Annotated in this window: 31 protein-coding genes; 15 read left to right on the plus strand and 16 right to left on the minus strand. The window is 57.5% G+C overall.

Annotated features, from left to right (window positions below; all coding sequences use genetic code 11):
* The first annotated feature begins 19 nt into the window (after positions 1-19).
* Positions 20-1,084, plus strand: coding sequence for a DUF932 domain-containing protein (locus AC3WOY_RS02605; RefSeq protein ID WP_492420818.1), 1,065 nt, complete (start codon positions 20-22; stop codon positions 1,082-1,084).
* 159 nt (positions 1,085-1,243) lie between these two features.
* Here AC3WOY_RS02605 and AC3WOY_RS02610 read toward each other — a convergent pair whose 3' ends face one another.
* Positions 1,244-2,161 (minus strand): site-specific integrase, encoded by a 918-nt coding sequence (locus AC3WOY_RS02610; RefSeq protein ID WP_492420819.1) that lies wholly within the window; start codon positions 2,159-2,161, stop codon positions 1,244-1,246.
* 145 nt (positions 2,162-2,306) lie between these two features.
* On the opposite strand from AC3WOY_RS02610, the gene mnmH reads away from it, so the two are divergent.
* Positions 2,307-3,350: a tRNA 2-selenouridine(34) synthase MnmH gene (mnmH, locus tag AC3WOY_RS02615; RefSeq protein ID WP_492420820.1), complete on the plus strand. Its 1,044-nt coding sequence runs from the start codon at positions 2,307-2,309 to the stop codon at positions 3,348-3,350.
* Positions 3,351-3,381: 31 nt separating this feature from the next.
* Here the strand turns inward: mnmH and AC3WOY_RS02620 are convergent, their stop codons facing one another.
* From AC3WOY_RS02620 to AC3WOY_RS02630, 3 genes are read right to left on the minus strand one after another with little or no spacing between them, the layout of a single operon-like run.
* Entirely contained in the window at positions 3,382-4,371 is a 990-nt protein-coding gene (locus tag AC3WOY_RS02620) for a fatty acid desaturase (RefSeq protein ID WP_492420821.1), read from the minus strand.
* On the minus strand, positions 4,368-5,090 hold the full coding sequence (locus AC3WOY_RS02625; RefSeq protein ID WP_492420822.1) for an autoinducer binding domain-containing protein: 723 nt from the start codon (positions 5,088-5,090) through the stop codon (positions 4,368-4,370). Before AC3WOY_RS02625 ends, AC3WOY_RS02620 begins: the two co-directional genes overlap by 4 nt.
* A gap of 41 nt (positions 5,091-5,131) precedes the next feature.
* Entirely contained in the window at positions 5,132-5,410 is a 279-nt protein-coding gene (locus AC3WOY_RS02630; RefSeq protein WP_492420823.1) for a hypothetical protein, read from the minus strand.
* 651 nt (positions 5,411-6,061) lie between these two features.
* On the opposite strand from AC3WOY_RS02630, the gene AC3WOY_RS02635 reads away from it, so the two are divergent.
* The 5 genes from AC3WOY_RS02635 (at position 6,062) to AC3WOY_RS02655 (ending at position 11,399) form a co-directional block, all read left to right on the plus strand.
* Positions 6,062-6,364 carry a hypothetical protein gene (locus tag AC3WOY_RS02635; protein WP_492420824.1) on the plus strand — a complete coding sequence of 101 codons (303 nt, stop codon included), beginning with the start codon at positions 6,062-6,064 and terminating at the stop codon, positions 6,362-6,364.
* A 12-nt stretch (positions 6,365-6,376) separates the two neighbouring features.
* Positions 6,377-7,000, plus strand: coding sequence for a FlhC family transcriptional regulator (locus AC3WOY_RS02640; RefSeq protein ID WP_492420825.1), 624 nt, complete (start codon positions 6,377-6,379; stop codon positions 6,998-7,000).
* Positions 7,001-7,093: 93 nt separating this feature from the next.
* Positions 7,094-8,884, plus strand: a complete 1,791-nt coding sequence (mobH, locus tag AC3WOY_RS02645) for a MobH family relaxase (protein WP_492420826.1) — start codon at positions 7,094-7,096, stop codon at positions 8,882-8,884.
* On the plus strand, positions 8,878-10,779 hold the full coding sequence (gene traD, locus AC3WOY_RS02650) for a conjugative transfer system coupling protein TraD (RefSeq protein ID WP_492420827.1): 1,902 nt from the start codon (positions 8,878-8,880) through the stop codon (positions 10,777-10,779). Before mobH ends, traD begins: the two co-directional genes overlap by 7 nt.
* On the plus strand, positions 10,776-11,399 hold the full coding sequence (locus tag AC3WOY_RS02655; protein WP_492420828.1) for an IncC plasmid conjugative DNA transfer DtrJ family protein: 624 nt from the start codon (positions 10,776-10,778) through the stop codon (positions 11,397-11,399). The genes traD and AC3WOY_RS02655 overlap by 4 nt, the downstream gene beginning before the upstream one ends.
* A gap of 190 nt (positions 11,400-11,589) precedes the next feature.
* On the opposite strand, the gene AC3WOY_RS02660 is transcribed toward AC3WOY_RS02655, so the two are convergent.
* Genes AC3WOY_RS02660 through AC3WOY_RS02670 form a run of 3 tightly spaced genes read right to left on the minus strand, consistent with a single transcriptional unit; the run spans position 11,590 to position 12,955 of the window.
* Entirely contained in the window at positions 11,590-11,817 is a 228-nt protein-coding gene (locus AC3WOY_RS02660) for a DUF2798 domain-containing protein (RefSeq protein ID WP_492420829.1), read from the minus strand.
* Positions 11,814-12,464 (minus strand): flavodoxin family protein, encoded by a 651-nt coding sequence (locus AC3WOY_RS02665; RefSeq protein WP_492420830.1) that lies wholly within the window; start codon positions 12,462-12,464, stop codon positions 11,814-11,816. The genes AC3WOY_RS02660 and AC3WOY_RS02665 overlap by 4 nt, the downstream gene beginning before the upstream one ends.
* Positions 12,461-12,955, minus strand: coding sequence for a DUF2938 domain-containing protein (locus AC3WOY_RS02670; protein ID WP_492420831.1), 495 nt, complete (start codon positions 12,953-12,955; stop codon positions 12,461-12,463). Before AC3WOY_RS02670 ends, AC3WOY_RS02665 begins: the two co-directional genes overlap by 4 nt.
* 87 nt (positions 12,956-13,042) lie before the next feature.
* On the opposite strand from AC3WOY_RS02670, the gene AC3WOY_RS02675 reads away from it, so the two are divergent.
* Positions 13,043-13,474 (plus strand): helix-turn-helix domain-containing protein, encoded by a 432-nt coding sequence (locus AC3WOY_RS02675; RefSeq protein WP_492420832.1) that lies wholly within the window; start codon positions 13,043-13,045, stop codon positions 13,472-13,474.
* A 170-nt stretch (positions 13,475-13,644) separates the two neighbouring features.
* Here AC3WOY_RS02675 and AC3WOY_RS02680 read toward each other — a convergent pair whose 3' ends face one another.
* Genes AC3WOY_RS02680 through AC3WOY_RS02695 form a run of 4 tightly spaced genes read right to left on the minus strand, consistent with a single transcriptional unit; the run spans position 13,645 to position 15,224 of the window.
* Complete coding sequence (locus tag AC3WOY_RS02680) at positions 13,645-13,935, minus strand: hypothetical protein (protein WP_492420833.1); 291 nt, start codon at positions 13,933-13,935, stop codon at positions 13,645-13,647.
* 44 nt (positions 13,936-13,979) lie between these two features.
* Entirely contained in the window at positions 13,980-14,417 is a 438-nt protein-coding gene (locus tag AC3WOY_RS02685) for a YeeE/YedE family protein (RefSeq protein WP_492429153.1), read from the minus strand.
* 10 nt (positions 14,418-14,427) lie between these two features.
* The gene (locus tag AC3WOY_RS02690; RefSeq protein WP_492420834.1) at positions 14,428-14,859 is read right to left on the minus strand and encodes a YeeE/YedE family protein; all 432 of its coding nucleotides are present in this window, start codon (positions 14,857-14,859) and stop codon (positions 14,428-14,430) included.
* An 11-nt stretch (positions 14,860-14,870) separates the two neighbouring features.
* On the minus strand, positions 14,871-15,224 hold the full coding sequence (locus tag AC3WOY_RS02695; RefSeq protein WP_492420835.1) for a metalloregulator ArsR/SmtB family transcription factor: 354 nt from the start codon (positions 15,222-15,224) through the stop codon (positions 14,871-14,873).
* A gap of 121 nt (positions 15,225-15,345) precedes the next feature.
* Here AC3WOY_RS02695 and AC3WOY_RS02700 point away from each other — a divergent pair, with 121 nt between their 5' ends.
* Complete coding sequence (locus tag AC3WOY_RS02700) at positions 15,346-15,573, plus strand: YgaP family membrane protein (protein ID WP_492420836.1); 228 nt, start codon at positions 15,346-15,348, stop codon at positions 15,571-15,573.
* Complete coding sequence (locus AC3WOY_RS02705) at positions 15,570-15,926, plus strand: carboxymuconolactone decarboxylase family protein (protein WP_492420837.1); 357 nt, start codon at positions 15,570-15,572, stop codon at positions 15,924-15,926. Before AC3WOY_RS02700 ends, AC3WOY_RS02705 begins: the two co-directional genes overlap by 4 nt.
* Positions 15,927-16,047: 121 nt before the next feature.
* Here the strand turns inward: AC3WOY_RS02705 and AC3WOY_RS02710 are convergent, their stop codons facing one another.
* Positions 16,048-16,398, minus strand: a complete 351-nt coding sequence (locus tag AC3WOY_RS02710) for a metalloregulator ArsR/SmtB family transcription factor (RefSeq protein ID WP_492429155.1) — start codon at positions 16,396-16,398, stop codon at positions 16,048-16,050.
* Positions 16,399-16,567: 169 nt separating this feature from the next.
* Here AC3WOY_RS02710 and AC3WOY_RS02715 point away from each other — a divergent pair, with 169 nt between their 5' ends.
* The 3 genes from AC3WOY_RS02715 to AC3WOY_RS02725 all read left to right on the plus strand — a co-directional run bounded on the left by AC3WOY_RS02715 (position 16,568) and on the right by AC3WOY_RS02725 (position 19,326).
* Complete coding sequence (locus AC3WOY_RS02715; protein ID WP_492420838.1) at positions 16,568-16,984, plus strand: hypothetical protein; 417 nt, start codon at positions 16,568-16,570, stop codon at positions 16,982-16,984.
* A 19-nt stretch (positions 16,985-17,003) separates the two neighbouring features.
* A complete protein-coding gene (locus AC3WOY_RS02720) occupies positions 17,004-17,753 on the plus strand; it encodes an MBL fold metallo-hydrolase (protein WP_492420839.1) in 750 nt (249 codons plus the stop codon).
* Between the two features lie 244 nt (positions 17,754-17,997).
* Entirely contained in the window at positions 17,998-19,326 is a 1,329-nt protein-coding gene (locus AC3WOY_RS02725) for a hemolysin family protein (protein WP_492420840.1), read from the plus strand.
* A 46-nt stretch (positions 19,327-19,372) separates the two neighbouring features.
* On the opposite strand, the gene AC3WOY_RS02730 is transcribed toward AC3WOY_RS02725, so the two are convergent.
* The gene (locus AC3WOY_RS02730; RefSeq protein ID WP_492420841.1) at positions 19,373-20,089 is read right to left on the minus strand and encodes a DUF2062 domain-containing protein; all 717 of its coding nucleotides are present in this window, start codon (positions 20,087-20,089) and stop codon (positions 19,373-19,375) included.
* Positions 20,090-20,247: 158 nt separating this feature from the next.
* Between AC3WOY_RS02730 and AC3WOY_RS02735 the strand changes: the two genes are divergently transcribed.
* Together AC3WOY_RS02735 and AC3WOY_RS02740 are read left to right on the plus strand one after the other, a co-directional pair.
* Positions 20,248-20,709 carry a fasciclin domain-containing protein gene (locus tag AC3WOY_RS02735; protein ID WP_492420842.1) on the plus strand — a complete coding sequence of 154 codons (462 nt, stop codon included), beginning with the start codon at positions 20,248-20,250 and terminating at the stop codon, positions 20,707-20,709.
* Between the two features lie 387 nt (positions 20,710-21,096).
* Complete coding sequence (locus tag AC3WOY_RS02740; protein WP_492420843.1) at positions 21,097-22,137, plus strand: AI-2E family transporter; 1,041 nt, start codon at positions 21,097-21,099, stop codon at positions 22,135-22,137.
* A 76-nt stretch (positions 22,138-22,213) separates the two neighbouring features.
* Here the strand turns inward: AC3WOY_RS02740 and AC3WOY_RS02745 are convergent, their stop codons facing one another.
* From AC3WOY_RS02745 to AC3WOY_RS02755, 3 genes are all read right to left on the minus strand, one after another.
* Positions 22,214-23,347: a hypothetical protein gene (locus tag AC3WOY_RS02745; RefSeq protein ID WP_492420844.1), complete on the minus strand. Its 1,134-nt coding sequence runs from the start codon at positions 23,345-23,347 to the stop codon at positions 22,214-22,216.
* Between the two features lie 354 nt (positions 23,348-23,701).
* Entirely contained in the window at positions 23,702-24,820 is a 1,119-nt protein-coding gene (locus AC3WOY_RS02750) for a YbdK family carboxylate-amine ligase (protein ID WP_492420845.1), read from the minus strand.
* A gap of 4 nt (positions 24,821-24,824) precedes the next feature.
* Positions 24,825-26,012, minus strand: a complete 1,188-nt coding sequence (locus AC3WOY_RS02755) for a cation:proton antiporter (RefSeq protein WP_492420846.1) — start codon at positions 26,010-26,012, stop codon at positions 24,825-24,827.
* Positions 26,013-26,716: the final 704 nt, after the last annotated feature.

Here is a 26,716-nt window from a genome sequence, read left to right on the forward strand (position 1 = left end):
ACTTCTTTGGAGGTTTCCCATGAAATACGGACGTTCTCTCGTGAATTTGGCGCAAGAACTCGAGCGGCAGCTCGCCAGCAAGCGGGACATGATTGTGCCCTCGCCCATGATGCGCTGCCATACCGATGAGCTCGGTAGTTGCAAGCTGTTCATCGAAGAACATGACGGCATCGGCAAGTATGGCATCACCAGCCTGGCACGCCGCCAACTGGCTGAAAAGCTGAAGATCCCGTTCGCGTACTTTGAACGCATGCGCGAAGAGCAACCAGGCCTGCTCGACCAGAATATCAACACCTGGCTGCAGGACGATCGCGAGCGGCGCATGATCCGCACGCTCGACGGCAAGGTGCGGGCCGTGCTGTCGGACCGCTACCGGCGGCTGGATAACGTCAATCTGGCGGAAGCGGTGCTGCCGATCCTGCAGCGGCTGCCGGATGTGCGCTTCGAGTCGGTCGAATTGACCGAGACGAAGATGTACATCAAGGCGGTCACGCCGCGCATCCAGGCCGAGATGGCGCCGGGCGATCTGCTGCAGGCCGGCATCGTGATCATGAATTCCGAGGTCGGCCATGGTACGCTGTCGGTGCAGCCGTTGCTCTACCGCCTGCTCTGTAAGAACGGCTTGATCGCGTTCGACCATGGATTGCGCAAGACGCACGTCGGGCGCCTCCTGCCGTCGGACGAGGAGGCGATCACCCTCTTCCATGACGATACGCTGGCGGCGGACGACCAGGCCTTCTTCCTGAAGGTGCGGGATGTGGTGCAAGCGGCAGTATCGGAGTCAAGTTTTCGTCAGGTCGCCGAGAAGATGCGGCGGACGATCGGGATCACGCTGACCGGCGATCCGGTCAAGACCGTCGAGGTGCTGGCCAACCGCTATGCGCTCAACGACACCGAACGCGCCGGCGTACTGCGGCACCTGATCGTCGAAGGCGACCTGTCGGGCTATGGTCTGGTCAATGCGGTCACCCATTACTCGCAGGAAATTGAGGATTACGACCGGGCGACCGAGTTTGAAGCACTGGGCGGCAAGTTGATCGAACTGGCCGCCGGTGAATGGAAAGGACTTGTGGAAGCGGTCTAATCCATCAGGCACCGCTTGTCATACGCGGACAGCGGGACGATGCTCTGTCGTCCCGCTCCGGTATATCGGGCCATCCGTACCGCGGATGGCCCCGATTTTACCGGTGACGGCAGCATTGCTCGCCGTGCCATCGCGAAGCCCGCCATCGCTGCGACAAGCTCATACCAGTTCGCGCACGACCGATGGCAGGTGGGGATCGCGGTTAGGCAGCAGGTCGCGTACCGTTTTCTTCTCGCTGATACCCAGTATCTTGCCGATCTGTTCCTCTCTGGCCCCCTGTCTGAACATGCGCGCGGCCACCGTACGCCGCACACTCAATGCGCACACACCAGGAATGCCGATCCGCTGGAATATCTTGTGATAGGTGCCGAGGATGCCCCGGCAAAGAAAGCGTCGCTGCCCCTGTGCGCCATGGCTCACGATCTCGAACGGTGCACCCGCCTCGGTCAAGAACAGCCGGCTGCGCGGGTCGAGCCCGCGGAACTCGCTATGCCCGGTGACGCCGAAGCCCTTGCGCAGACGTTCGGCAAGATAGCCATCGAGCGATGCATTCGTCCTGGCATTGGTGAACAATAAAGGCCGATTCTTTCGATTGACCGCCGCGTCGGCGCGAAACTCCGACTCTTCCCGGATCCGGCCATCTACATGCAGGTAGTCCCCCACCTCCAGACGCGCGATTTCCAATGGCCGCGCGCCGGTTGTCAACAGTACGTAAAGCAATGCGACATCGCGTTGGGGACAGGGACTGCGGGTCCGTGTTCGATAGACGGCAAGCTGAATATCGTTGTCAGTCAAGATGCGATCGCCACGCCGGTCCTGCGACCGCCGTGTCTGGTACTGCTCGGCCGCCGCGTTGATCGCCGATCGGCATGCCCTGAGTCTGCAGGCGAACGCCAGTCCCTCTTCGTTGATGCCGTCAATGCCGATTTCCCGATAGAGCCGCAGCGCCATCGCCTTGATACGCCGTTCGACAGTGCTGCGGGTTACGCCATACTGTGCGGCCACGGCATCATAGGTTTCGCCAGCCGCGATCTTGTCGAGCATGGCAATCGAAACCAGGGTCGAGTCTGCGTCCATCGCTATGCCTTCCTCTGATGATCGTTTCGATGTTTCCTCGCACAATCTTAATCATCAACAGGTGCTAAATCTCGGCAATTTTTAGCGAACTCGGCTGCGTGCATCTGTGCGAAAATATCAAGCTTTCCTTCATCAACCTTGCCTCATGGAACGCTTCGCCCATTACGATTTGATCATCGACGCGCGGAGCGAGCGTGAGTACGCCGAGGATCATATCCCTGGAGCAATTAACCTCCCGGTTGCCACGAACGATGAATATGCCGAAGTCGGGACCCTGCACCGGACTGACAAGATGCGCGCATACCTCATTGGCGTGTCCTATTCCCTCAAGAATATTGCGCGCCATCTTGATACGGTCATTGCCGGCCTTCCGAAAAGCACCCGGATCCTGGTTTACTGTTTTCGCGGGGGAAAGCGAAGCCGCTTGTGGTTTGACGCACTGGATACCATCGGCTTCAAGGTGGAGAAACTCGATGGCGGCTGGAAAGGCTATCGCCGCTGGGTGAATGACGAACTGACCGTCTTTCCGCGCCGGTTTACCTATATCGTTCTTTCGGGACCGACCGGATGCGGAAAAACACGCCTGCTGACCCAACTCGATGCGCTGGGCGCGCAAGTCCTTGACCTCGAGGCGCTGGCGTCGCATCGCGGATCAGTCATCGGCGCGCTGCCCGGCAAAATGCAGCCGACACAAAAATCCTTCGACAGCTTGCTGTTGCAGAAACTGTCGACCGTCAGTCCCGACAAGCCGGTATGGGTGGAAGCCGAGTCCAAGAAGATCGGCAATGTGCGCTTGCCGGATGCGCTGCTTGAAACCATGCATGTGCGCGGAAAAATTCTCCGAATCAATGCTCCGATGGAGCAACGTGTGATCCTCTGGCGTGAGGATTACAAGCATTTCGAAGAAGATCCGGAGGCATTTGTTGCCCGCCTTGAGCATTTGCGCAAGCACATAGGCAACCAGGAGTTTGACGCATGGAAGGAAATGGCGGCGCAACGCCGCATGCCTGAATTGTTTGAACGCATCATGGTCGTCCATTACGATCCGACCTATATTCGTTCGACGGCGCACCACTATCCCAAGCTGGTCGACGCCCCGACCATTGACTTGCCCGATCTATCCCCCGTTGCGCTGCAAGCCGCGGCACAAGCATTAATTGCCCAACATCCAGACGAGCGCCCAGTCTGAAACGACGCACTTGCGCGCGACTGCCGTCACGTCACCCCCGATCCGCACCACTCGTCGATACCTTGGCCTGCTCCAATTTTGGGTCCATGATCGAAAACCAGAGCGGTGGTATCATCGCCATCCAGAGCAACACGAAGTAACCTGCCGGCAAGGACTGCCCCGCAGGCGACAATTCGCTGAACACCTTTGCCGGCCGTCGGTGATGCTCGACATGACAGGGGTTGTTGATCAACAGCCGATTCGATAGCCAGAAGTCGCCATCCCAGGACAATTCCTCGGCCGTCGGCTTCCCCGGAGCACGGGTGAAGCCGTAATGCTGGATATACCCGACCGTTTCAATCAGCAGTATGGCAATGATCGATTGTGCAGCAAACAGTACAACTCCTCGTGGCCCCCACAGCAACGCGAATACCATAACGCCGGCCAGCGTCATCAGCGCCTGCCGCAACACGCGGTTCCGGCCGGGATTCACCCCATGCCTGTCTCGCTCCACCCGCCACGCCTCCACCAGTCCATTGGTCACCGATGCAGGCAAATACGCCCATAGGGGTTGCGCCTTGTGGGCGGCAGAACCGAACGTCATATCCCCAGTATGCGCGTGGTGCAGCAGGTGGGACGTCGTATAGTGACCATAGCCGATCATCGAGAAAATGAGGTCGGCAAGCCAATGTGCCCCATTCGAACCTCGATGCATGAGTTCGTGCCCATGAACAGCGGCAAACGCGCCCATCAAGCCGACATTGATGCTCAACAGCGCGAAGTCCGCGACACCGGCCGAATGCAAGCTGCGGCCAATGATCCAGATTGCCAGAAGCCACAGCGGAATATAGACATAGGGTAGGTAAAGCACGACCACATTGGTTTGCAGAGGACGCGCAGCATCACCTTCTCGCCCGATGAGAGCATCAAGCATTGGCACCCCCAACGCAAACCCGAGCAAGAACCATCCCGTTTGCCCCCAAGCGGCAGCCAACGCAGCGCCAACCGGCACGGACAAGGCAAGTAGATACGACCACATCATGCCATCCCCGTGTTGTGCAGAATGCCGCGAGATTGCGCGATGCGTGCCGCATCTCGGACGCTATCGACGTCGAATCTTGCCTTGATCTTGCGATACATCGCGTACACGGAATGGAGGGGGATCCCTAACTCGCTGGCCTTCTCTTTGGCCGCAAACCCTTCCAGTTCGAGCTGCAGCACCGCCACTTCAAGCGGGTCAAGCTTGTATATCTCAAGCGCCTCCTCGCGGATACGGCGCACCCACCAGTCGAGCAGTTCCGCAGCAAGCAGCCGATAGTAACCCCGGTTTCGCATCAGCTTGGGCTCGCCGACACAGGGCGCTTCCGGCGATCCGACATAGAGGAGTCCCATATGACAAACATTCCCCGTGTGCACAGGAATGACCATGCATGACTTGAAGCCGTATTCGCCGGCGGTCTGGAGCATTTCCGACTGCCCCGCCGATTGCAGTGCGATTTCGGAGCCCAGTACCGGGGCCGTATTATTGTTCTGGGCGTACAGGACGAACGGGTCCGTCTCGAACCATTTTCGGGCATTGTAGAGCTGGCACCAGGCAGGCGAGCAGCCAATGAAAAAGCGCCGGCTTTCCTGCACCGGCTGCGCATGATCGCTCACAAACGACGTATAGACGAAATACTTCGCGCTCAATGCCTCGACGCACTGTCGTGTCAACGCGATCACCTCGGATTCGCTCTTCAAGGTCTTGATGGCCTCGATCATAGCCATGACGTCGACGTCTCCCCGACTTCCGTGCTTTGCGGTCATTCTGCCTGCCCCCGCTTTGCGTACAGTTCGGCAGCACGGCGGAAGACACGATCGAAATCCCCGCGAAAGCGCGGATAATAGGGATCGCTTGCCATGAACTCATGGAGTTCTTGCAGATTTGCAATACACAAGACCTGCGTTTGCGTGCGCTGCAACGGATCCTGCAGTGTCCGCTCCAACAGTAATCCGTCCCCTTCTGCAACAAGGCGTAGCGCGAGTCGTTCTCGCCCGACGTGCAGATGCGTTTCCATGACCGTCGCTGTAGTAATTTTCATCGCCGCCCATTGACCAATAGGAGCCGGCAACGCGCACCGAACAATCGCAAACACATTGCAGCATCTGCGTTGGCCATCCCTTGCCGGAAAACAACCTGCCCCTGCGAATTAAAAATAGTGGACGGATCCACATCGGATGCAAAAAAACCCGATTAAGCGCAGAACCGTCCACACGGCGCACACCCAGACACGATATAGCCGGGGCATATGTGACCGGCCCGTCAACGACAGGCGGGATAAGTGTACAGCGATGTTGCATTTTTAACCACGATTCTGAAAAGCAACTACATCCATCGCTTGGACTGGGTGGCAGGCATTCGCGCATGAGGACGTATACCGCCTGCAGGGAAACGAGATTCCGGAAGAAGCGCACTGCATTGCGCGAGCGTTTGCCGGACGCGTAATGACGCGGGATTCGCCCTTTATGTCGAGGACGAGATACACCGCCCCCTGAAAATCATCCGAAATCGGCATCCTTTCTTGCGACACTCGACCAGTGTCTGACATTGCCGATTGCGTTTCGATTCGATATCTCTAGGATTGATATCGGCAAGCGAAGCACCCTACCCCAAGTTGTGGTTGCTTTTCATAGGGACGGTGGTCGCGCTTGCGCCAAGCGATGCCCCCCTATTGGACATACAGTGAGGAGTAATGATGCGCAATGTTCAGCTTTCCGATGTACAGCTTCTCAACCTCTCTGCATTGCTCACCATCCGCGACAGCATCCAGCATGATTTGACCGCTGCCTGCTGCAAGTTCGGCTTGTCGGCAGATCAGGCGTATTCCATCAGCGGGCTGTCACTCGATCAGATCCTCGTCACCGTAGTCCATGTCGGCCAGGAGTGCCTGCTCTTGCCACGGCAGGACCTGCTGAGGCTTCTTGAACTGCCGGCACCGCTGGCCGGGCCGATTGCGTCGGTCCATCCGCCGCACAGGGCGGCCTCCTCGCATTGAAGACGCGACACCATGGTGACCAGACTCAGCCATGCCGAGCGTCATATACGTGCCTTGGCCCTGGCCAAGGAATGCGTCGCACTCGGCGCGCGCATCCGTACCGTTGGCTACGTGACCGGCTTGCCGCACGGGCAACTCACCCATCTGTTTTATTCTGATTGCACCTTGGCGCAACGCGGTCGGGCGCCGGATTCGCCGGAGTGGTATCACAGCGCCAATCTGCTCAACCGGACGGAAGCCTCGATCTTCCTCTCGATCTACCGGCGCATTCGAGAACTTGGCTTCGGCCCGACCGACGCACTCGTCACAGGTTACCGGCACTATCTGACAGTGTGCCACGCTCATCCGCGCGTCCATTTCGATCGCGCCTTTGACCTGGCTTCGCATATGGATGGATTGTGGACTGTAAGAATGCCGAGCTTCTCGCTCGTCACATGCCCGGCGTGCACCAGCCAGTATGTCGCCGCCGTCAGCGTCCGTCCGACGACGAATCACGATTGCCCGTTTTGCAAACTGGTCCACCGTTTCCGGCGCGATCCGCGGCTCCAGACCTCGTTTCCAGTCAGCGCGCTACCCGACATCACTACCATTCCATCGTGCGTGTTCGCGCTGTCGAAGCACATGAAACAAGACTGATGACGAAAAGGGCATTGCAAGCGGCCCATTTCTGTTGGACGCCCGGTCTGCTCCGCGCAAGAATCGGAACTTCCATCAGGCTCCGGGGCACGCATGCATGGTTTCGATTTCCTTCTGGGCCGCCTCGGCCTGCAGCGCATGGCCGGGCCCGTTGCGAACGCCAACCCGCCGCCTTCCGCGGATAACCGCGCGCACGCGCACGTTGCCGCCTATCCGCCGGTCGATCCCGGCATTCCTGCCCAGCCAATCGATGAAGTGCTCGGCGCGCATCAAGAGCTGATCGACCGTATCAAGGTGTGCTACGGCATGGACCGCGCCAACTTTGAGGAGGATCTCCTTTCCCTGATCCGCCGCTATGCGGCATTCGTCCACCTGCTTCCCGCCACGCCGGATAACTACTTCAACGCGCCCGGGGGACTGCTTCGCATGGGCCTGGAAGTGGCGTTCTTCAGCCTGCAGGGCACGGACGGCCATATCTTTTCCGGCCGCTCCACGATCACGACGCGCCGCCACCTGGAGCCGCGCTGGCGGCATGCCACCTTCATTGCCGGGCTATGCTGCGAAATCCATCGGACCCTGTGCCACGTCATCGTCACCAATGAGCACGGCGATGAATGGCAGCCCTACCTGCTGCCGCTGTCGGGTTGGCTGGCCCGGCACCAGGTCGCACGCTATTTTCTGAAGTGGCGGCCCAACGTCCACGAAACCCGCACCGTGGGGCTATTCGCCTTGCCGCATGTGGTCCCGAGCGAGGTATTGCAGCACCTTGCCACCGGTAATTCCGTCATCGTGCCGCACATGATGGCGAGCATTTCCGGCATGCCGCTCTATCGGGAACACAATATCCTCGACGAGCTGGTGCGCCGCTCGGTGGCACTCGTCATCGATCGCTATCTGCAGGCAAGCGCCGACCGTTACGGCACACCGCAACTCGGTTCGCATCTGGAGCGCTACCTGGTCGACGCAGTGCGCCGGCTGGTTGTCAGCAACTCGGCCTGGCGCCCCAACGCAGAACGCTCGCGCGTCTGGTTCGGCAGCGACGGCGTGTTCCTGGTCTGGCCGAACGCGGCAGCGGAAATCCGCCAGCTTCTGGAATCCGACCAGTTGCCCGGAATTCCGAAAGCGCCTGAAACGATGCTGGAAATTCTGGTGGCGGCCGGCGTGTTCGAGCCCAAGGATGCTGCCCAAGCGACGTGGCAGATCGTTCCGCCGGAAAGCAAGGCGACGATCGAGGCCGTCAAGCTGTCGTCGTCCGCGATCCTGTTCGCCGGTCTCGATCCGGTCCCGCTACCGCTTGCCATCGCGTTGTGTCGTCCGCTTGAGCCGGCGAAGCCGCCGGCCACCACTAGCCGGAAACCCTCCACGTCGCCACAACTTTCGCTGCCCATCGAACAAAATCCGGAGCCGCAGGCGGAACCCGGTATGACCGAGCAAGCTGCCGCAGCGCCGCCGCCACGTGACGCGGACAACGCCGCAACCCGTGTTCCGACCGCCAATGACGCTGCGCCTGCCCAACTGGCGTTAGCGATACCCGAATTCAGGCTCGATGCCCCCATGCGGCTGAACCCTATGGTGCGCGATGCGCTGATACAAATCGTCGACACGCTCAATCGAGTCGGCCCCGACATCGCTACCTGCACGGTTTCCTCCGGCCTGTTTATCCCGCTCGCCGAGTTCGAGCGGCGCAACATCGAACCTTCGCTGGCACTGCGCGCGCTAACCGAGGTGAGGATGCTGGTGCGACCTGCCGGCACCCAGTCGCACACCATGACCCGCGATTTCGGCGGCGAACAGAAGGTCGGCCTGCTGCTCAACCCCTGCTTCGTCGCTGGACTCGATCCCGCCAATTTCGACGTGCCAGACGCCGACGGTGCGACATGCTGATCCGCAAATACGAGATGCCCTGGCGCCGCGCGTACGAGTCCTACGCCAGTGCCGCCTGGTTGATCGCCCTGATCGTGTTCGTTATCGTCGCGGTCCGGGATGAACTACCATGGCGCTTCACCGGTCCCGTGGCGATGCTGTGCTTGTGGATGGCCGGTCTGCGCATGCACCAGGCATTGCGGATATTGATCGTGCACGCCTCGCTGTCGGGACGGGCAATGCAGGTCGTCACCACGAGGGAATTGAACAAGCTGTGCAAGCAGCCCGAACAAGTGTTTCTGGGATTCGGCTTCGAATGGACGCCGCTCCATTCGCAGCGCCTGTATGAACTTGCCAAGGTGAATTACCGCGACTATGCCGTATCGCCCGCCTTGCTGCGCTGCCTGGGTATCGAAGTCAATCCGCAACCCGACAGCGAGATCGGCCTGCCCTACATCCACGGCGTCGAGCCGAGAGAGCGAGCGCTCTACCGCCCATTGCAGAACTTCGAAGGCGGCACGCTCCTGGTCGGCACGACCCAATCCGGCAAGGGCGTCGCGCTCGCCAATCTGATCACGCAAGCGGTCCGCCGCGGCGATGTCGTGGTCGTGATCGACCCGAAGAACAGCCGTCGCCTGAAACGCGCGGTCATCCGGGCCTGTGAAGATTACCGGGATCCGCATGCCTTCCTGGAATTCCACCCGGCGTTCCCTGAGATGGGCGTGCGCCTGGACTTCACCTTCAACTGGCAAAAGCCGACCGAGATCGCGTCGCGCATTCAGTCGATCATGCCGCCCGACACCGCCGGCGCGTTTTCCGCATTCGGCTGGGACGCGGTCAACGTCGTTGTCCAGGGACTGGTCGAACTGGAGCAGCGGCCGAATCTGATGAAGCTGACAAAATACATCGAAGGCGGCATCGAGCCGGTGCTGGAAGCCTCGTTGCGCCGCTTTTTCGACGCCATCATCGGGTCGGCCTGGCGCGATCAGCCGGACATGAAGAAATTGCTGAGCGATGCGCAACGCGGCAATCTCAAGCGCCCGTCGGAAGCGGCCAGCATCGACCTGCTTGCCTTCGTCGCATTCTATGAACACCATGTGCCGCAAAACCAGCGCAACAAGGTCATCGACTCGCAAGTGCGCACGTTCCGCCACAACCGCGAGCATTACCAGAAGATCACCGCCAACCTGCTGCCGATCCTGTCGATGCTGACCTCCGGCGATCTGGGCATGAGCTTGTCTCCCGATCCGTTCGATGCCGGCGATGCGCGGGCGATCATGAATTTCGAGAAGATCGAGCGCGGCGGCCATGTGCTCTACATGTGCCTCGACTCGCTTCCTGATCCGTCAGTGGCGTCGGCGATCGGCGCGCTGTCTCTGGCAGACCTGGCCGCGCGTGCCGGCATGCGCTACAACCTGGGCGGCTACCGGCGCATTGCGCTGTTTGTCGACGAGGTGTCGAACGTGATCAACCAGCCGCTGATCGAGATCCTCAACAAGGGCGCGGAAGGCGGAATCTTCACCACCTGCGCAATGCAGACGCTGGCCGACCTGGCCAAGCGGCTAGGCAGCGAGGATGCTGCGCGCATGGCCTTGGGCAACCTTAACAACCTGATCGCGTTGCGTTCCAAGGATCGCCCTACGCAGGATTTCATTGTCGAGACTTTCGGCAAAACCGCGATCCATACGCTGCGTGTCGGCTTGAACAATGCGTCGGATGCGCATCTGGGCGACTTTACCGCTGCTTACTCATCGCAGCTGACAGAAAGCATGGAAGAACTCATCCCGGCCGACATCCTGGGAAAGCTGCCGAACCTGCAATACTTCGCGTCGGTATCGGGCGGGCGCATCATCAAGGGACGCTTTCCGATCCTGGATCCCGATCACGATAAACCAATTGGCGGAGTGCCGGCATGATCCGCATTGTCTCGACCGCGTCGCTGGTGGCGCTGCTCTTCCTGGTGCTGTACCTGCCATCTGAGTATCCGTCGGAAAGTTTCATCGATCGCTTGCGCGCGGAACATGCATTGACGGTCGAATTCTGGGGGCACGACCATGCGCTGCGTATCCTGTCCCGCATGCTCGATTGGCAAGCGACGGCAAAACAGGCCAGTCCGATCCCCATTGCAACGGATGCACCCGCGCCCGGTCCGGTCGACGTGACGGTGGCAAATCAGATGGCAGACGTCAACCATCGTCTGTTCAACAATCCCTACTTTCGCTCGATCGATACCTTGCTTGCGCTGGCGACCTACCGCTTGGCCGTATTGGTCGAGTCGCTGCCGGCGCTGCTGGTGTTCATGCTGGCGGCCCTATTCGATGGCTACCTGATGCGCATCGTCAAGTCCAAGGTGTTCGTGCAGCACAACCCGGAAGTGTTTGCCTTGCATATCTGCGCCGCCATCATGACCGCCTGCGCGGCGGTGCTGGCGCTCGTACTCCCCGTCACGCTGCATCCGCTAATGTTGTCGGCCGCACCGGTGATGATCAGCATGTTCGCCAGCCGGGCACTCGCCGATTTTCATCGCCGCGATTAAATTCGCATATCGAACCATTTGCGCGGGCACCGCACGGTTGAAACAAAAGAGGAGCGACCATAGACGGCTCCTGGTTAAACGAATACAAACAGCCGAAACCCGACGCGCTACCGGATTCAGTCGGCCGCCATTTGCCCACGACAAACATTGAAATGCTCGAAAGCGAGTCTTCAAGACTGCCGGACTTCCGTCAATCTTTTGCGGTCAAGCTTTGCACCACCTTTCTGGCAAGCGGTGCAATAAGTAGGACGGCCGGAAACGCCACTAGCCAGGCGGACAGCCACACACTAACCCAAAGCGGCAGGAAGCTGGTTGCCGGACCGATAGCACGGTACGTCGAGATGCCGGAAACCAGCAGGGACATGAGTCCGGAAAGAATCGCTCCGAACAGCACAGGACCATACTTCTCGGGGATCATGCGAAGACCTCCCGGGGCTCGTAGGTGGCGACAACGGCAACCCGGTGCAGTGTTTCCGCGAAATTCTTCCCAAACATCCGCGCCGTCTTGGTGTCGCCCGCGACGAAAGAGTCGGCAGAGGCGCCGTGCCCAGCCTGCGCCATCAGGCCCGACCACGAACCGAGCCGATTGGCGGCTTCGTCGTACGGAACGCCGGAATGCTGCTCCGGGAGGATGGGGTTGCCTACCCAGAGCATGCCATGCTGCATGCAAAACACGAACATCGATAACAGTGTCGACTGCTTGTCTCCGGCCGGCAGCGAAGATACGGTAAAGCCGGCTGCCAGCTTGCCCTTGAGTTGTTGCAAGCGCCATAGACGGCCGGTAGCGTCCATGAATGCCTTAAATTGGCTTGATACGCCCCCCAGGTAGGTCGGTGATCCCAACAAGTAGCCGTCGTAGTCGAGCAACGTCTCGGGCGCCTTCACAAGTTCTTCGGCCTTCAGCAGGTGCACTTCGGTGTTCGAGACGCTCGTCGCCCCCTCGAAGACGTGCGCTGCAATGTGTTCGGTATGCCCGTGGGCGCTATGGTAGATGATGGCGAGTTTTTTCATTGTTCCAGTTCCATGCAAGGTTTCGATTTCCATGAAAGGGGCCAGCGTCGTCATCGGGAAATCCATTCAATGACGACCGCGGAGAGATAGAGGCCTAGGCCAAAGACCATGTGATTGGTCAAACTGCGCATGCAACTCCTCAAAGGGGCCGGCGTTCTGGATGCCGCGAAGCCCAGGCCCATGGCCGGCTGCATCACGAACAATGGGACGGCAACCGTGCACAAGCCCACGGCGAGGGCAGGCAGAACCGACGGATTCTGCATCCACGTGACACCATTCAGTCCGACGAGCATGCCTGCGAACGCAACACCGACCGCATAATGGGTCATCCAGCCCAAAGCGAGTTCACCAGGAATGGATTGAGCCTTCGCAATAGAATGATGGGCGAACGTGCCGCAAAAGAGATGTCCCACCCATCGGCCGATGAACGCGAAATTGAGCGTCTGGACACCCATTCGCTTCAACAGCATGAGCCAGGCATCCATGACAACGGTGGCTCCGACTCCAACGAGAACGACCCGTGCAATGGTTTCAGCGACTGACATGACAGCACTCCTTTTGGTTGACTAATGATGTTCATGAGCACACTATAGAAGTTGAAGTCAACTTCAAGTCAAGGGGTGATTACTGCCATGGATATTGCTGAAGTCGCCAAGCGCACGGGCGTTCCTGCTTCGACATTGCGCTACTACGAAAAGAAGGGGTTGATCGCGTCAGTTGGCCGGCAAGGCGCGCGGCGCCGCTTTGCCCCGGGTGTAATGGATCAGCTGGCATTGATCGCCCTTGGCCAAGCCGCCGGCTTGTCGCTGGACGAAATCGGCTCCATGCTGTCGCCCAATGGCAGGCCGGCAATCAATCGGCAACTGCTCACAGCCAAGGCCGATGATATCGACCAGACCATCAAGCAGCTGCGAGCGGTGAGTCGAGGACTACGGCACGCCGCGGCATGCGGGGCGCCCAGCCACGCGGAGTGTCCGACCTTTCAGCGGCTGCTCAGGGCGGCAGCGTCGGGCGCTCTAGATAGCCGGCGGCAGAGCAAGAACATTCAGCGGACCGGTGTATAGATGCCAGTATGTTTGTCAGAACGCGACGCGATAGCGCTCTTGCAAAGTCACGCTAGCTGCGACATGACTCTGCGTGACGTCAGAAGCCACTCAAGATATTCTCGCCAACGTCTTCTCTTTGCCAAACCCGCCAGGAATAGTGGCTACGGGGAACCGCGCGTTTGGCTCGCTCAGACTGTCGACTGGACGGCTTGATTTGGCCCAGTCGACTCTGAGCAAGACGAACAGTACTCCTGCGGCAGGCATGACCATTTCAGCCTTGCAGCGAACGATGCCGGCATTAAGACCAATATCGCTCCCATTGCTGCACCGATGCCAAGGGTTAGACGCTTGACCGGCGCCGCCTCCGGAAAAGAGAGTTGTGCGCCGAGAACGAGCAAAGGAACAACAAGGATGCCGCCGCCTGTCCCGGTAAACGCCATGATGATGCCGATCGCAATCCCCAATACCGCCTCGATCATCGTTCCAACTCCATGTACGAACCGAATGCTCCGTGCAGCATGGTTCAGTTTGCCTTGTGCAAACGCGAGTCGCCAGTTCGCTCCAGCAGTTCATATGCCGCCATCCCGGCAAGCATGGCGCCGAAGAAAATCATCGGCTTGGCACCGCCCTGGGCGATGGATGCCAATGCGGGCCCCGGGCAATAGCCAGCTAGTCCCCAACCGATGCCGAACGTCAGGCCGCCCAAGACAAGACGGCGATCGATCTGCATCGCTGTTGGCAGGCGCATCGTTTCACCAATCCATGTTTTGCCGCGCCCCTGTGCAAAGTAGAAGGCAATGCTCCCAACCAGGAGCGCACCGCCCATGACAAAGGCAAGCGAAGGATCCCAGCTCCCGGCCAGGTCTAAAAAACCAAGCACTTTGGCCGGATTCGTCATGCCGGAAAGTATCAGGCCAAGACCGAAGACCAGGCCGGCGGCAAAAGACGTCACAATGTGCATTCTGTTCTCCTCATCCAATCAGGTGACGCGTCACATAGACCGTCACGAATCCAGTCAGCATGAACGCCGCGGTGGCGACTAAGGAACGGGGCGAGCGCCGTGACAGTCCACAAACGCCATGCCCACTGGTGCAGCCGGAACCATACCGCGTGCCGAGCCCGACCAATAGCCCCGCTACCACCAGGAGTCCGGAGCTTGCGTCCACCTGCACGTCGGGCAAGGTGCCAATTTGGGTGAATGCGAATGGCGCAACAACCAGGCCGAGCAGGAACGCAACCCGCCATCCCACGTCCTTTGAAGCCGGCCGCAGCAATCCCCCAAGAACGCCGCTAATGCCCGCAATCCGGCCGTTGAACAGGAGGAACATGGCTGAGGCCAACCCGATCAGCAGTCCGCCAGCAAGGGAAGACCACGGTGTGAAGTTTGTCCAGTCAATCGTCATTTCCTGCCTCCTTACGCCTTTTCACTGTCGCCGCAATACAGCCGGTGCAACACCTGTATGACGGCCAGCGTCTCTTCACTTTCGATACGGTAGAAAATCTGCTTCCCGGCGCGCCGTGTGGCCACAAGCTGCTCCTCGCGGAGCACCGTCAACTGTTGCGATAGCGTCGGCTGACGGATACCTGTTTCCGTCTCGAGCGTCCCTACGCACAGCTCTCCCTGGTTCAGCCTGCATAGCAACAGCAACCGGTCCGAGTTGGACAGCACCTTTAGGAGGCGAGATGCCTTCTCTGCCGTGTCCTGCAGATCCTTGATATTGGTTTGTTCAGTGTCAGAAATCATTTCCTGCGCCATCTTCGTGTTCATGCTTTACATTATATATTTATTGAATATATAATTCAATAGAGCGTTTGGCACACCGAAATGACTGGCGCGTTGTTGAGCCACTCAACACACGGACAAATATCTCTTTTATGAAAGGAAAATTATGAAAACCAATGTCGGCAGCATCGACCGTGTTGCTCGCATTACCGTTGGCGCAGGTCTGATCGTCGCGACACTGCTGGAGCAAATTGGCCCTTGGGGTTGGATCGGTGCCATTCCATTAGCAACCGGTCTCTTCCGCTTTTGCCCGGCGTATTGCCGTTTGGCATTCGCACTTGCAAAACACGCAACTAAAGTAGTCTTAGACGTACATCGAGAAAGAAAAACATGAGCACATTTCCTCCAAACTACCGCGAACTGACCCAGTCGGTCTCGCAGAACCTCGCCACCTTGCGCAGCGACATTCCGGACGTAATGAAAGGATTCAATGAACTGGCGCGTGCGGCGACCAAGGATGGAGCCTTGGATAAAAAGACCAAGGAACTGATCGCGCTTGCCCTTGGTGTGGCCGCGCATTGCGACGCCTGTATTGGATTCCACGCCAAAGCGCTGGTCCAACTCGGCGCGAGCAAGGCGGAAGTGGAAGAGGCGCTCGGGATGGCCGTCTATATGGGCGGCGGACCGTCGCTGATGTACTCGGCCAATGCGATTGCTGCATTTGACCAGTTCTCGTCCGCCAGCTAGCGAATTGCAGCCTCTAATTGCGATTGCGTCAACCTGCGTTATCGCTGAGTGGGATGAAGGGGGCTGTTTTTGCAACGCCAAGCAATGAGGGATCAGGTGAGCCGGAGGGGCAGTTGCGCTGTTAGATTCGGCGGCCCTTGCGGCTCCCCTTATCGCCGCAGTACAGCTCGTACAGGGTTTTCATTACCGCCAGCGCCTCCATGCTGTCGATGCGATAAAAGATTTGCTTGCCTTCCCTGCGAGTCGCGACCAGCTGTTCCTGACGCAGTACCGTCAATTGCTGAGACAGGGTCGGTTGACGGATGCCAGTCAGTGCTTCCAGTTCGGCGACCGCATATTCTCCCTGGCTCATCTGGCAAAGCAACAACAGGCGATCAGGATTGGCCAGGATCTTCAATAGTGCGCAGGCCTTTCCCGCTGCTTTTTGCAAGGCTTCAAGGTCGATCTGCTCGTCGGGCAATACGGTATTCATTTTGGTTAACTTATTGGCTGGCAAATTGCGGATGAGGAATGCGCCTGTAATCAGGTTGCGCAATATTTACAGGATCGGATTGGCCTGAACTTTTGTCAGGGTGCCTCATCAGATAAACAAAAAATATTATATGGAATTTAACATCAACTAGGCCAGATTGGAGCCTGAAATGGGTGTTGCATACGCAGAGGATCCCACCAGCGCCAGCGCCGACCGGGTCCGCCGTTCAACGGCGTTTGAGCTCAACCAGAAGATCGACAGCGAAATTGATGCCAGTATCACTCAGCATTGCCACCGGAGCCGAGAAGATATTATTCGGCGGATCGAGGCGTTGGACAAAGAGTGGGATGTGGAGCGCGTGCTGGAGGTGAATGCGTCCTCGCTCGCCTTGACCGGCCTGGTAATGGGGTTGGCCGTCAACCGCAAGTGGTTCTTCCTGCCTGGCGTGGTTCTCCCGTTTCTTTTGCAACACGGGTTGCAAGGATGGTGTCCGCCGTTACCGGTACTGCGCCGTTTTGGCGTGCGCACTCGCGGCGAGATCGATCGTGAGAAGTATGCGCTGAAGGACTTATTGGAACACAGATGACAGTTCTGGAAGGACAGGAATGATATTCCGACAGTTGTTCGAACCGCTGTCCAGCACCTATACCTATTTGTTGGGATGCGATGAAACACGCCAGGCGATCTTGATCGACCCCGTGATTGCCTCGATGGAACGCGACCTGACGGAGTTGCACAGGCTAGGATTGACACTGGCCTACAGTGTCGATACCCACGTGCATGCTGACCATATTACCGCGGCAAGAGAACTGAAAAACCGGGTCGGAAGCAGGATTGCGGTACCGTCGGCGGAACAAGTGCCCTGTGCAGACCTCCATCTGGAAGAAGGCAAACCGCTGCAGGTCGGGGGCATCGCTATACATCCGCTCCATACACCGGGCCATACTGCAGGACATTTCGCGTATGTGTTCCAGGATCGTGTATTTACTGGCGATGCGTTGCTGATAGAAGGTTGTGGACGAACCGATTTCCAGCAGGGTGATGCCGATGCCCTGTACAAGAGCGTACGGGAAAAGCTGTTCACTTTGCCGTCGGACACACTTGTGTACCCGGGTCACGACTACAAAGATCGCTTCGTGTCGACGATTGCGCAGGAAAAAAAGCGCAATCCCCGTCTCGGAGGCGACAAAACGATTGACGAGTTCAGGGAGATCATGAAAAACCTGAACCTTCCATATCCGAAGTTTATAGATTTTGCGGTTCCCGGCAACAAACAATGTGGTGTTTGCCCAAGTGACCTACTGGAGAATTTGGAGAAATACTGCCAGCAAATGACGGAAAGCCCACAGGGCTGAAGTTAGCGACAAGATGGCACCTATGCCCCCGCCGCAGCTGTACTAGTGCACCCGACACATGGGCTTTAAGTGTGACGGCATACTGTCCATTAGCTCTTGATGGTATGAAATGGCGTCGTCAACATGGGCTGCCAACGTCGCGACCAGCGTATGCGTCCCAATCGCCTTCCATCGCTTTGCCCGGAGTACAATATTGGTCCTCTAACTACAGGAACCGACGGGAAAACCGTGTCGTTCTGCAAGAGTGGATATATTAATTATCCTTGGACTTATTCTCCTCAATGGCGTGTTCGCCATGTCCGAGTTGGCGGTTGTCTCGTCCAAGCGCATCCGACTGCAAAACCTTTCCGATAATGGGAGTCGTGGCGCAACTGCCGCACTCCAGCTCGCCGACCACCCGAGCCGGTTCCTCTCCACGGTACAAGTCGGCATCACGCTGATTGGCATTTTTAACGGTGCTTTCGGCGAAGCCTCCCTGGTTGCCCGTTTGGCCCCGCAAATCGAGACTGTTCCGATGCTGGCCGAATTCGCCAGAGAGATCGCGCTTGGTGTAGTTGTCATCGGAATTACCTTTGCTTCCATCGTCCTCGGCGAGCTGGTACCGAAGCGGATTGCGATGCAGTATCCCGAAACAGTAGCGACCATGATCGCTGCGCCCATGCAGTGGCTGTCGCGCATCGTATCGCCCTTCGTCAAGGTCCTGACGGTCACAACCGAAGCGATCATGCGCCTGCTCGGCTTGCATCAGCCGAAGGATGCTTCGGTGACCGAGGAAGAAATCACCGGCATGATCCGGGAAGGAACGGATGCAGGCGTGTTCGAGCGCACCGAGCATGACATCGTTACACGTGCGTTGCGCCTGGATGACCAGCGCCTGGGCGCGCTGATGACGCCACGCACAGATCTGGAGTTCATTGATCTGGATGATTCGCTCGAACAGACCTTGACGAGGATCGCAGACAGCCCCTTTAGCCGATTGCCCGTCTATCGCGTCGACCGTTCCAATGTGATCGGCATTGTTCACACGGGCGACCTCTTTGAACAAGCGATTCGCGGACAATCCATTTCCAGCGTCGATATCGAAAAAGCGGTAAAGCCGGCACTTTACGTACCGGAGTCTGTCAGTGCGATGGACCTGCTGGAGACACTGAAGAAGAACCGTGCCGAACTTGCCCTTGTCGTTGACGAGTACGGGGAGATCGAAGGTATGGTCACCTTGAGCGACGTGATGGGCGCGCTGGTAGGCGATGTATCGATGGTCGATGATGAAGCGCATGAAGCCGATGCGGTGCAGCGCGAAGACGGGTCCTGGCTCATTGATGGCGGCATCTCCCTTGACCGCTTCCGCGATCTGTTTAACACGGACCTCCAGTTTCCCGAGGAAGCCGCGGGCGCGTACCATACCCTGGCGGGTTTTGTACTCACCCAGCTAGGCCATATCCCTACGGTATCCGAGCATTTTGCGTGGAACGGATACCGGTTCGAGGTGATGGATATGGATCGGCACAGAATCGACCGGTTGCTTGTTGCAAGGTTGGAAACCGTCGCAGAACCGGGGGCGGCGACTGAATAGACGTTTTGTGCTCGAGAGGACAGAACTGGGTGAACGCTACGTTTGCCTAGCCCCGTTTGTCGTTGCGCGCCTTGCATCGGGCACGCCAGCGTAACGCTGCCTGTATTCGCCACACGGCACTGACGAGAATGTACCCGGCTGCACTCAGCAAGACGGACAAGATACCCAGGCCAACCACGAGCGGCCATCCTGCCGACTGAATCCACGCAAAGGAATGGAGCACCCACTCTGCGACTCCTTCCAGGTAACCTGTTTCGGACGATGAAATGTCAGTCGTGGCGACGACTTCCTCGGCAGGCGCTTCGTGGCCGACAAGGCGTGCGCCAAGATGAAATGCGAAAAACAGAATCGCAGGCGTCGTCAGGGGATTCGAAAAAAATGTTCCGAACACGGCAACCGGAAGATTTACCTTGAGTAAAGCCGCGGTGATCGCCGCTAGCAGTATCTGTGCGACCGGAGAGGCGACGGAAAAGAACAACCCGATCGCCACACCACCGGCGACCGAACGCTGATTGAACTGCCAGAGTCCTTCATGGTCGAGAACGTGGCGGAACGGACTCAGGAAACGGTAGGTGACAAGACTTTCCTGTGTCGGCAGATACTTGGTCCACCAATGATGTACTCGTCGTTGCTTCATCTCCCGATTCTTCACAAATACGTGTGATGAGTCTGTTTGACCGGATTGCTCAGAAATCATTGCAACAAAAGCGTGCCAAGTGGCTGCGACGGCTTCAACAAATTGGCTCTTGGCGCGGAAAGTCAACGTGCCTTCTTGTCATTTTGCAAGGTTGGGGGAACGAAGGAGCTTAAGCTCGTTCAAAAACGAACGACCTTCTTCAATGTACCGGCTAGTACTTTGGATCCAAAACTTGCAACCTTGCTTTTGGTTCTCTTTCTGCGACTTGACGACATGGAGTAGCCATGAAGTTCACGATTTCACTTTTTCTCATTCTGGTCGCCGGCCTGAATTCTGCCACTGCCCAGGACCTGGTCGACGTCGCAGGGGACTCCAGAGAAATACACACGTTTTTGCAAGTCGTCCAGACAGCCGAAATGGACGATGTGCTGAAAGAAGGAGGCCCGTACACCGTATTTGCCCCGACGAACTCCGCCTTTCTGTCGCTTTCGGGCGAAGAACGAGATCGGCTGATGTCCGACAAGATAACCGCAAGGCATACCGTATCCGACCATGTCGTGCCTGGCAAACTCGTCGTCTCTGAAATCAAGCCGGGAAAAACAGAAACCATTGACGGCAGCGAGATCTCCTTGGAGTCCGACAACGGTCTGGTGAAAGTGGAAAACGCTTCTGTCATCCTCAGCGACATTGCAGCGGATAATGGAGTTATCCATGTGGTCGACGCGTTGGTCAAGCCGTCCAGATAAGGCTGATCCCTGGTCGTCAAGCCTAGCAGGATTTGTTCTGGTCGCTGAGCAGGCAAAAAGCCTTCTAGCGAGCCAGAACTGCGACAAGAAAAGAGTTGCTTGTGAAGGACGAGAGCCGCCTCAGCATCATTGGTTTGCGGACTTTAGATGTTTGCACAATCACTCCGCACCGACCATGCTCAGCGCGCGCTCAAATCTCTTTAATTGAATATCAAATGGTGTATAGCCAGAACATAAAGCATAGTCTCCGACTGTAAGGAGAAAACGGCGAATGGTGCTAGCAACCAATGTTTTTGCGGGAGAACATTAAAGTATCAAGGCTAGTAGAGCGCACATCGAACAGACCACTATCGTATTGTTTCGTGCATATCGAAAAGGAGGCATGCAGTGAACGGAAGGGACCTCGCCGTTAAGACACTGATTCAGACCAGCGTCGTCGCCGTAGTCGTTTTGCTTGTGCTTCTGATTCTCTATGCTGCCGAGGTCTTTTTGCTGATATTTGCCGGTCTGCTACTCGCCATTCTGTTTCATGCAATGAGCGAATGGCTTCATGACAAGACTGGATTATCAAAGAAGTGGTCGAGAGCCACTGCAATTATTTCACCCTTCCTGCTGCTCGGCGTGTTTATCTGGCTGGTCGCACCCGATGTATCGAATCAGGCCAGCGAATTGGCGGAACGGGTTCCTAAGGCAATTCGCGACCTTCAGCAACAGTTACTTCAGCACGAATGGGCAAACAGAGTTCTTGACCAGAAAAAACAGTTGGAGGATGCCCTTCCATCCGGTTCAAAAGCTGTGAGTGTGTTTGGCAAGCTCTTTTCTTCGACCTTCGGCGCGATAGGCAACCTTGTGTTTGCATTGGCACTCGGGATATTTCTCGCAATCACTCCTCGCGTTTATGTAAGTGGATTGGTCTATCTTGTTCCGCCACAAGGGCGTACCCGAGCGAAGGAAGTTCTTGAGACGACCCGTTCAACTCTCGCATCCTGGCTCATTGCAAAACTGGTCGAAATGCTTGCCATAGGCGTTCTGACGACGATTGGCCTTTGGCTAATCGGCATTGACCTTGCGCTGGTGTTAGGGATTATTGCCGCGCTCCTATCCTTCATTCCGAACTTCGGCCCAATCATCTCCGTCATTCCTGCGGTGCTCATTGCGTTGGTTGGCGGATTTGATCAAGTCATGCTTGTGCTCGGCCTCTATGCAGCAATCCAAACTCTGGAAAGCTATATCCTCACTCCGTTATTGCAAAAACGGTTGGTCGACTTGCCCCCCGCCTTGACCGTCGCCGCCCAAGTACTCTTTGGATTTCTGGCCGGTGCACTCGGCGTCATTATGGCAACGCCCCTGACGGCAGCCGTCATGGTCATGACAAAGATGTGGTATGTCGAGGACATTTTGCAGGACAAAAACGTAGATGACGCCTAAGTCGGAAGGACGAAACAAGGATTTGCATCGTAGCGTGTTTAAATATCCAGACTGGACGACGTGTTCCCTGCCGCGTTTAGGCAGTCGACTGTGAATGCCGGATAAGAGAAAAAGAAACCGGTGACACCCGCACCGCATCGATCAAATCCCTTCTTTCAAGTTGTATTGGCTGTCGCTCTTCGCAAGTGGCCACGTGTTCTTTCTGATCGAGCGGAAGCTCGACCGCCACCATGACTGCCATATCCGGACGCGACTGTCCCGCGGCCTGGGCAGTGGTTAGGCCGAGGCGCCAGCCCTGAGTATTAAACAGGACTGCGAAGTCATGATGACCTTCTCTTCTGCGAAACTCAATGTCAAGGCTTCGGCACTGACGCAGCGTTTTCGCCGCGCGCAAGTAGTAGATATTTGTTGAAAACCGGCCATCATGCCCGTCGAGATCCTCGTATTTCTGACGAGCTAGTCCGACATCCACCCGGAATGCCTGCGTGCGCGGTACGAAGGACAACGTCGCCGCGGCTCCCTGGCGCGGGCTTGCCAGTGTATCCGGCGACGCGGGCTCCAAGAGTGACGGCATGCCGTCCGTTAGCTCTTGAACGTATGACATAGTTTCGCCGCCATGTGCTGCCAATGTCGCAACCAAAGCGTGCGTCCCAATCGCCATCCATCGCTTTGCCTCCACAGCGCGGATCTGGCGCACGGAAGGTTCCGCTGAACGGTCGCCTCCAAGTTCATCCGCCTCCCGAGCATGCCCGAGCATTAGCCGAAGCATTGTTGTACGTCCAAGGGAAAATGCTTCGCTGAGCACAATTTCCTGACGATGCTGTCCGTACGCAAAGTGCAACCCGCGGGCGCGCCTGTGGGAAAGCGTGAAGCCGTAATTTCCCTCGACAACATAGGCATTCGGGTCAGCAAAGGCGAAAGCAGCACTCCATATACCGATATCGGTGCTGTGTTCCAGTTCCAGTTCCAGTTGATTCTCGTTCAAGATAAACTGGCTGTCTTGCGATGCCGAATCGGGCTCCGCCAGCGATGGCAATGATCGCGCCAGGTTACGTTCATGGTCGACCGAATCAACGGATGACGAACACCAGCAGGACACCGATAGCACGGCGGCAGCGCCGCCCACGGCGATTTTTCGAAAACACGCACCGCTCAGAAAAGCTCCTGCTTTCCTTAACGGTGCTATGGCACGAAGTGCATGCACAGTCATGGCCGTCAGCGTGGCTGCAGCGTACCACCCGGCTTAGGTGCGGATTGCTTCGTGCGTGCCGGTTGGCGATTGCCGCTTTGCTTTGCAACCGCCCTTTCCGCTGCCACAGGTTCTGGCTTCTTTGGCGCTGCATACGTGTAGTACACCCTCGTACTGCGCTCCGGCGCATCCGCATGGACTGAACCACAAACAAGGCATGCAACGGTCGCTACAATGTACTGAAACATAAGGCTCCTCCGTGGAACTCAATATTGCTCGCACGTCGCAGTCAATATACCGTCGTTGGCTTAGAGTAAGCTTAGCCTGAACTTAGCGGAAACTTAGGACGGCGGTCCTCCCTTGCATGCCCGCTCATTAGCTAGTACGAAAGCGTTCGATCGCAACCGCTACCATACCTTCAGCGCTGCCGGTCTCGAGTTGTGCGTCGCGTAGCAAGGTGGCATCACAGCCAATCGCGCAGATCGCGCGTATCTGCTCAAGAGCAGCTTCATTGCCAAGCCGGGCTGCTGTCGGCTCCAGGCAGGCTATTGTGCGCTGTATATCGTCGCGAATCAGGATGCCTTCATGGCTCTTCGGATGCACCACGCTGCCCTCGAGGCCGAAACGGCAAGCCTGGAACCGGTTGTAGTTGTAGACGAGATAGTCATCTTCTTCCGGCATCGGCTCCATGCGATCAAGCAGATACGCGCACAGTGTCTGAAGGTAACCGGCGAGTGCCGCAGCGCGGTCCACTGTGAGTGGCGTGTCGCACACCCGCAGTTCAATGGTTCCGAATTCCGGCTTGGGTCGGATATCCCAATAGAAGTCCTTCATGCTTTTCACGATCCCGGTGTCTTCCATTCGGCTGAAATACCCTTGGTCGAACGCGTCCCAGCGCAACAGAAATGGCGCACGCCCACTTAGTGGAAAAGCGAAGACGGAATTAAGCCGAGCCGAATTGAAAAGCGTGTCGCGCCCCTGGACGTAAGGCGATGACGCAGACAGTGCAATGAAGTGCGGTACGAAGCGATTCAAGGCATGCAGGAGGAACAGTGCCTCGTCGCCAGACGCGCAACCCACGTGCACGTGCTGCCCGAAGATAGTGAATTGCTTGGCCAGGTAGCCATACAAGGCCGACACCTGCTGAAAGCGTGGTTTGGAAAAGATCCTGCGCTCGGACCACTGCTGAAATGGATGGGTGCCGCCGCCGCATACCGCAACGTTCAACAAATCGCCCGCGCGCACCAAAGCGTCACGGATATCGTGCAGTTGCTGAAGCAGACCGGCGTGACTCTCATGGATCCCGGTCGACACCTCGATCATGCTCTCCGTAATTTCGGGGACGACATTGCCAGGAAAAGGTTTCCGGCCCAGGAGATCGAGCATGTCCGGGCTTGCTTCGACCAGGTCGAAATCGCTTAGGCTAACTAGCTGCAATTCCAGCTCGACACCGAGTGTCAGCGGCCGCGACTGAGAAAAAGGTTGTAGTGGCATCGCGTCAGTGTGTGGTGGTAGTGGTAGTCTCGCCGCTCAGCTTGAACGCCCATTGCGCCAGAACCGGGCCGGCGACTGCAGATAGAAACGTGGCTGCGGCGAGCGGCGCCAGCTGATCCATCAAGTTGATGCCTGCATGCCGGGTTTGCACCAGTATCGCCACTGCAAACACCGACATCGGCGATAGTGCAAGTCCTGTCAGTGCCCCCTTGCGCCAGGTGGTGCCTCCGATTCGCGCAAACAGTGTCACGCCTGCTACCTGCACCAGAAACCGCACGCCTAGCAATACCAGCGCTATGTCCAATCCGCTTGCGATGCGTGTCCACGACAGACTGGCGCCAATAAAGACGAACAGCAGGACAGCGAGAATGTCGCCGAGAACGCCGAAGTTTCTCTGTGTTTGCCCAAGTAAGAGACGGCGGTGACGAGCGACGACGCCAAAGGTCAATGCAGCGAGGATCGGCGCCCCCTTAAGCGTATGGGTAACCGCGGTAAGCAGTATCACGGCCAGCGCGAACGCGATCGTTCCGTTGTGCTCGATCGCACCAAGCTGACGCAGCGCCGCAGGCACTGCCATCCCAAACAGGATGCCGGCTGCCGCCGACAGTATGAGCACGAGCAGGCTGCTCGATACCGCTTGCCACAGGCTTCCCGAAGTCTGGAAGGTCCACAGTCCAACGACGATATTGAATGCGAAGGTCGCTGCAAAACAACTGATCGCTGCAAGATGCAGCGTCCGTTCGGTAGCCTGCCCCCCGCTGCGCTGTTCATTCACGACGCGCAGCAACTCGGCCGGCGACGACGCGATTGCCAGGGACGCAAGCAGCATCGCGATTAGCGGCGCCACTCCCATTGCGCTGGCAGAGAAGTACACTGCGCAAAAAATCGCCGCTGCTTGAACAGCAGCAGTAATACCTATCCACGGATTCAATCGAAGCCACTTGAGATTGATGCGGTATCCGAACTCGAACAGGATCAGTCCGAATGCAATGTTGGCAAGCAGACTGACCGTTGCATCACTTGGCCGCGGCAGAACGCCGGTTTGCGCGTGAGAGAACATGAAACCGACCAAACTATAGATACTAATGCGTGGCACGCCGCTCCAGCGGTGTCCTACTTCTCCGATCGCCCATGCAAGTGCAATCGCAAGTGGCCAGACAAGAAGTTCGGCGTCACGGTAAAAATCAGGCATTCGCACTCCATTACTTAATCATTGTTCTTGCTTGGGCATGCTGCCACGTGACAGCACGGCAGAAACAAGAATGCATGCGCCGTGTTGATCAAACCACATTCGCCAGCGGAGATCGTGACGCAGATCGAAGTTCACTACGAACTCGTGAGTTCAGCGGCACAGCGCGCGACGGAACCCGACGAACACGGAGCGGGGAGCATAATGCCCGGTCAAACTTAATGACCGCTTAAATGGCATATGGAAGCGGGTCCCCAGCACAGTGAACGGTTCGTCCGCGGTATGCAGTACCGCATTCGGCAACGTGCAACCCTTCCCATCTTTGGTTAATTGTTGCAAAATGCACTGGCAATAAAAAAGAAGAATCCAACCCTTTTGACGTGGGGGGAGACAAGCGAAGCCCGCGCCATTTTTTGGCGCGGGCTTTTTTTCACTGCTTTACTGAGAATAGGCGCGGCACCGCCTCCAACCAACCCTGGGCCAAGTACAAACGCGACGCATAAAAAAACGCCCCCATTGGTATGGGGGCTGAAAAAGGTCTGATCGTGACCACGTTACGACTTTGAGGCTTCAGTGAAATCCGCGCGCACGACTTACAACAACGCCGTCCGGGCGCGGGGCCGAACAGCGATTCCTATCACCTGAACAACTTTGCGCTGCCCCCCCCCCAAAAACGGGGTCCACTCCCGGCGGGTAAATAGGAATGG

The sequence above is a fragment of the Noviherbaspirillum sp. FW303-A3 genome (genome assembly GCF_058788695.1).